This window comes from Streptomyces sp. MB09-02B, assembly GCF_033794485.1.
GTDB lineage: Bacteria > Actinomycetota > Actinomycetes > Streptomycetales > Streptomycetaceae > Streptomyces.
In genome coordinates this window covers 1-798 of sequence record NZ_JARGEE010000955.1, presented here as the reverse complement: position 1 = coordinate 798, position 798 = coordinate 1, and the positions used below count along the sequence as shown (strand labels likewise).

The window sequence follows — 798 nt, the reverse complement described above, 5'->3', positions numbered from 1 at the left end:
CTCCCGGCCCGGCCCCGCCGAGCAGCACGCGCAGCGACGTCACCCGTGGGCCCGACGGCCACCCCAACGAGAGCCCCCGCAGCGCGTCCCCTTGACAAACCCCGGCGGCCTTCTCCCCGTACGGGTGACATCCGGGCCTTCTCCGGCCACACCACCCACCCCGGCGCATAACCTGCGCTCCGCCATAGGCGCACCGAGGGACACGGGCGCGCAGGGGAGGGACGAACCATGACGACGACCACGGCCACCAGGCCGACGCAGACCACACCACGGGCGCCACAGCAGCCACCGACGGCAGCGATGCCCCCGACGGCCCGGACGGCCACCGCACCACCAGGAGCCCCCAGCAGGCCGGCGACGCCCTCGCCGGCCTGGCAGCCGTCCGCGGCCCCCGCAGGACACACCACCCTCTTCTCCGCCACCATGCCCGGTTCCTCGAAGGAACCGGCCAACCCGATCGGCCCCGCCCCCGACCACCCCGCTCCCCGCCCGCGCGGCCGGCACCGGCGGCCTCGGCACCGGAAGCTGCTGTTCGCGGTGGGCGGGATGGCCCTGGCGGCAGGAGCGCTGAGCCTCGTACGGCTGACGTCGGACCCGGTCGGCGGCGTCGGCGCGGCAGGCCCGGCACCGAGTGCGGCGGATGACGTCACGGACGGGACCACCGAGGCCGGAGCCACCGTGGGCGGGGAGCCGTCCACCGACGCGGGCACCCCGACCGCCGACACCCCCATGGGCGCCGGAGACCCCACACCCGCGCGGCAGCCCCCGTCAGCGGGAGGGCCTGCCCCCGCGCCGACC

At 77.3% G+C, this 798-nt stretch carries 1 pseudogene; it reads left to right on the top strand.

Features of this window, described 5'->3' with window-relative positions:
* Positions 1-228 precede the first annotated feature (228 nt).
* Positions 229-798, top strand: a pseudogene (locus P1P70_RS45295) (hypothetical protein); the annotation flags it as partial.